Here is a 4,410-nt window from a genome sequence, read left to right as displayed (position 1 = left end):
CGTTGGGGATGGCCCGGAAGTCGTCCTTGCCGAGCTCCTTCTGCTCCTTCATGCAGAAGGGGCAGTGGTCGGTGGAGACCATCTGCAGGTCGTTGGTGCGCAGCGCCTGCCACATCGCGTCCTGGTGGCCCTCCTCGCGGGAGCGCAGCGGTGTCGAGCAGACCCATTTGGCGCCCTCGAAGTCGCCCCATTCCTCCGACCTCGCGCCGAGCTGGTCCTCGAGGGAGAGGTAGAGATACTGCGGGCAGGTCTCGCCGTAGACGTTCCTGCCCTTGTCACGGGCCGCGGCCAGCTGCGCGACTGCCTGCTTGGCGCTCACGTGCACCACGTAGAGCGGAGCCCCGGTCACGTCGGCGAGCATGATCGCCCGATGCGTGGCCTCCTCCTCGAGCTGCCAGGCGCGTGCGATGCCGTGGTAGTAGGGGCTGGTCCTCCCGGACTCCGCCAGCTGCGCGGCGAGCACGTCGATCGCCGGACCGTTCTCGGCGTGCATCATGGTCAGCATCCCGTGGTCGGTGGCCTTCTGCATCGCCCGCAGCACCTGCGCGTCGTCGGAGTAGAAGACACCCGGATAGGCCATGAACAGCTTGTACGAGGTGATCCCCTCGTCCACCAGCGAGTCCATCGCCTTGAGCGCGTCGTCGTCGACCCCGCCGATGATCTGGTGGAACCCGTAGTCGATCGCGCAGTTGCCGGCCGCCAGCTCGTGCCAGTGGGCCAACCCGTCCTGTACGCGTTCGCCGTACTTCTGCACGGCGAAGTCGATGATCGTCGTGGTGCCGCCCCAGGCCGCGGCCCGGGTGCCGGTCTCGAAGGTGTCGCTGGCGAACGTGCCGCCGAACGGCAGCTGCATGTGGGTGTGGGCATCGACGCCGCCGGGGATGACGTACTTCCCGGTCGCGTCGATGGTGACGTCTGCGTTGACCTCGCCGAACGGGCTGGTGCCGGGTGAGCACAGCGCGACGATCTTCTCGCCGTCGATGAGCACATCGGCCTGGGTGCGCCCGGTCGAGCTGACGACCGTGCCACCCTTGATGAGTGTGGTCATGAGAGCCTCCTCAGGGTCGGGGGATGGCGGCGTACGAGTCGGGCCGCCGGTCTCGGTAGAACTGCCAGTCGTCGCGCATCTCCTGGACCATGTCCATGTCCAGGTCGCGTACGAGCAGCTCCTCCTTCTCACCCGAGCCGAGCTCGCCCACGTAGTTTCCGCGAGGGTCGACCACCTGCGACATCCCGTAGAAGTTGACCGCCTCGGGGCCGTACTCGTTGTCCTCCAGGCCGACCCGGTTGGGCGCGAGCACGAAGTAGCCGTTGGCGACCGCGGCGGCCGGCTGCTCGATCTCCCAGAGGCGGTTGGAGAGCCCGGGCTTGGTGGCGTTGGGGTTGAAGACCATGTGGGCGCCGTTGAGGCCGAGCTCGCGCCAGCCCTCGGGGAAGTGGCGGTCGTAGCAGATGTACATCCCCACCTTCCCGACCGCGGACTCGAAGACCGGATAGCCCAGGTTTCCCGGGCGGAAGTAGAACTTCTCCCAGAACTTCTCCACGTGCGGCAGGTGGTTCTTGCGGTATTGGCCGAGGACCGTGCCGTCGGCGTCGACGAGCACGGCGGTGTTGTAGTAGACCCCTGTGTCGGCCTCCTCGTAGATCGGCAGCACCATCACGATGCCCAGCTCCTTGGCCAGGCTGGCGAAGCGCTGCACTACGGGGCCGTCGGCGGGCTCGGCGTAGCGGTAGTACTTCTTGTCCTGGGTGATCCCGAAGTAGGGCCCGTAGAAGAGCTCCTGGAAGCACATCACCTGGGCGCCCTGCGCGGCGGCGTCACGCGCGAAGCCCTCGTGCTTGTCCAGCATGGAGGCCTTGTCCCCGGTCCAGGTGGTCTGGCTGATGGCGGCTCTGACGATGGTCATGCGACTACCTCCCGCCTCACATACAAGCACGCCGCCGCGACCCGTGGGGCCACGACGGCATTTTGTTTGAAACGAACCAGCGCTCGAGGCGATGCGGTGGTTGAAACCCTGTCGCGCTAGGCGGCGCTCGCCGGATGACGTACGACGACGTGCTCGACGGCCTTGGCGAGCTCCTCGCGGAGACCGGGCGCGAGCTGGGGGCAGTCGAGGGAGAGGAACAGCTCCATCGCGGAGCGGGTCGCGCGGGCGCGCTCGCCGGGCGCGCTCTCGGGGAGCGTCGGCGCGATCTCGGCGAGATGAGCGCTGGTCTCGACGACGGTGTTGCAGTCGTGAGGGGTCAACGGGGCGCGGGCCTCGCGACCGGCCCGGACCAGGACGCTGAGGACCTCGACCTTGGCGGCGGTGGTCAGCGACATCGCGCTCCTCGACGAATCGAACAGATGCGACCCCACACCGTCCGCGTTGTGCGACGACATGTATCTCCTCGTGGGACGTGTGCCTCCCCCGAGGCACTCTCGCCCACTCCAACGAACGGGGGAAGGGATCGGTGATGCCCTTGGCCGCTTTGTAACCCACCTGTGGGCCAACCCGTGAGTAACCGACAGGTATCGGAACTCAGGTGTTGGAGATCTTCTCGATCAGAGCGGTCGTGGAGATCGCCGGCGTACGCGGCAGGTAGACGACCTCGCAGATGTCCTTGAACTCGTCGAAGCGCCCGGCCCAGTCGTCGCCCATGACCAGCACGTCGGCCTGGTGCTTGAGAAGATAGTCACGCTTGAGCTCGAGGCTCTCCTCGAGGAAGACCTCGTCGACCGGCTTGAGCGCCGCGACGATCGCGGTCCGCTCGTCCTCGCTGAAGACGGGGTAGCGGCTCTTCTTCTTGAAGTTGAGGGCATCGGCCGAGACGCCGACCACCAGCCGGTCGCCGTACTCGGCCGCACGCTGGACGATGCGCAGGTGCCCGACGTGGAAGACGTCGAACGTGCCGAAGGTCAAGACGGTGCGGGGGAAAGACATGAGGGGTAATGCTGCCATGTACCGACACCATTTGTTCAACTGGCGTTCCACAATCCATCTCCTTCAGGGTCGCTCCAGTGCGTCGGTGAGCAGTGCATGGGACGACCCGGCACAATTGGGCCCATGAGTTCCCCTGGGGGCGCCGGCATCGGCGGTCTGATGGCCGAGACAGAGGCCGACGTCGTACGCCGCCAGGCACTGCGCCGCATGCGCTTCGTCGCCACCGGCCTGCTGGTCGTGGCGGCCATCGTCTACCTGCTGACCCTTGGGATGGACGGGTTCTGGGGGTTCGTGAACGCGGGCGCCGAGGCGTCCATGGTCGGCGCGATGGCCGACTGGTTCGCGGTGACCGCGATCTTCCGGCACCCGCTGGGGCTGCCGGTGCCGCACACGGCGCTGATCCCGAAGCGGAAGGACGAGCTCGGGGCCAGCCTGGAGGAGTTCGTCCAGGACAACTTCCTGCAGGAGGACATCATCCGCGAGCGGCTCGGTGTCTCGATGCCGTCACTGCGCCTCGCGCTGTGGCTCGCCGAGGAACCCAACGCCAAGCGGGTCGTCGACGAGGTCTCCACCGTTGTCGCCGACGGGCTGTCCCGGATCAGCAACCGGCACATCGTCGAGATCATCCAGGACGGGTTCGTCCCACGCCTGCGCGAGGAACAGATCGCGCCGCTGATCGGCGGCACCCTCCAAGCGGCGCTCGACGACCAGGTGCACCACGGCCTCGTCGACCTGGCCCTGGTCGAGCTGCACGGTTGGCTCGAGGAGAACCAGGAGATCGTCACCGAGGTGCTCGGTGAGCGGGCGCCGTGGTGGACGCCGCAGGTGCTGCGTGAGCCGGTGACCAACCGCATCCACGTCGAGCTGGTCAGCTGGATCGCCGACATCCGCGACGACCCCGAGCACCGCGCCCGCAAGGCGATCGACGCCATGCTCGCCGACCTCGCCGACAACCTCCAGCACGACGAGGCGACCATGGAACGCGCCGAGCGGCTCAAGGAGCGGGTGCTCGACCACCCCGGCGTCATCAACACCGCCATCTCCATCTGGGACGCGCTCCGCCGCGCACTGACCACGTCCCTGCGTGATCCCGAGGGCGTCGTCCGCCGCCGCGCCCTGGACGAGGTCGTCCGCTACGCCCAGAAGGTCGTCCTCGAGGAGTCGCTCCAGCGCCGCTACGACGCACTGGCCTCGGACGTCGCGGTCTATGTCGTCCGGCGCTACGGCAAAGAGGCCACCACCGTCATCACCCACACCATCCAGCGCTGGGACGGCAAGCAGGCCGCCAGCCGCATCGAGCTCTTCGTCGGCCGTGACCTGCAGTTCATCCGCATCAACGGCACCATCGTCGGCGGCCTCGTCGGTCTGTTCATCCACACCATCTCCGTCCTGGTGTCCTGACCCCCGCCCCGCCCCGCCCCGCCGAAGCGTCAGTTCTGCAGGCCGAGAAGTCAGTTCTGCAGGCCGAGAGGGCACCGCGGTGCCC

Annotated in this window: 5 protein-coding genes; 1 reads left to right on the top strand and 4 read right to left on the bottom strand. The window is 67.4% G+C overall.

Annotation, left to right across the window (positions count from 1 at the left end; all coding sequences use genetic code 11):
* The 4 genes from ACRDPS_RS22595 to ACRDPS_RS22580 form a co-directional block, all read right to left on the bottom strand.
* Nucleotides 1-1,048 (bottom strand): amidohydrolase family protein (locus tag ACRDPS_RS22595; RefSeq protein ID WP_431503913.1); only part of this gene is annotated, 1,048 nt, incomplete at its 3' end.
* 10 nt (nucleotides 1,049-1,058) lie between these two features.
* On the bottom strand, nucleotides 1,059-1,907 hold the full coding sequence (locus tag ACRDPS_RS22590) for a nitrilase-related carbon-nitrogen hydrolase (RefSeq protein WP_431503912.1): 849 nt from the start codon (nucleotides 1,905-1,907) through the stop codon (nucleotides 1,059-1,061).
* 116 nt (nucleotides 1,908-2,023) lie between these two features.
* Nucleotides 2,024-2,323, bottom strand: coding sequence for a hypothetical protein (locus tag ACRDPS_RS22585; protein WP_431503911.1), 300 nt, complete (start codon nucleotides 2,321-2,323; stop codon nucleotides 2,024-2,026).
* 199 nt (nucleotides 2,324-2,522) lie between these two features.
* Nucleotides 2,523-2,924: an adenylyltransferase/cytidyltransferase family protein gene (locus tag ACRDPS_RS22580; RefSeq protein ID WP_431503910.1), complete on the bottom strand. Its 402-nt coding sequence runs from the start codon at nucleotides 2,922-2,924 to the stop codon at nucleotides 2,523-2,525.
* A 123-nt stretch (nucleotides 2,925-3,047) separates the two neighbouring features.
* On the opposite strand from ACRDPS_RS22580, the gene ACRDPS_RS22575 reads away from it, so the two are divergent.
* Nucleotides 3,048-4,325, top strand: coding sequence for a DUF445 domain-containing protein (locus ACRDPS_RS22575; protein WP_431503909.1), 1,278 nt, complete (start codon nucleotides 3,048-3,050; stop codon nucleotides 4,323-4,325).
* Nucleotides 4,326-4,410: the final 85 nt, after the last annotated feature.

The sequence above is a fragment of the Nocardioides sp. genome, from assembly GCF_050699375.1.
Classification (GTDB): domain Bacteria; phylum Actinomycetota; class Actinomycetes; order Propionibacteriales; family Nocardioidaceae; genus Nocardioides.
Note: the sequence above shows the minus strand (reverse complement) of the source record. Positions and strands in the feature narration are given on the sequence as shown.

Coding starts and splice junctions, on each gene's coding strand:
- ACRDPS_RS22580 (WP_431503910.1), bottom strand. CDS start 2,924: ATGTCTTTCCCCCGCACCGTCTTGACCTTCGGCACGTTCGACGTCTTC.
- ACRDPS_RS22575 (WP_431503909.1), top strand. CDS start 3,048: ATGAGTTCCCCTGGGGGCGCCGGCATCGGCGGTCTGATGGCCGAGACA.
- ACRDPS_RS22590 (WP_431503912.1), bottom strand. CDS start 1,907: ATGACCATCGTCAGAGCCGCCATCAGCCAGACCACCTGGACCGGGGAC.
- ACRDPS_RS22585 (WP_431503911.1), bottom strand. CDS start 2,323: ATGTCGCTGACCACCGCCGCCAAGGTCGAGGTCCTCAGCGTCCTGGTC.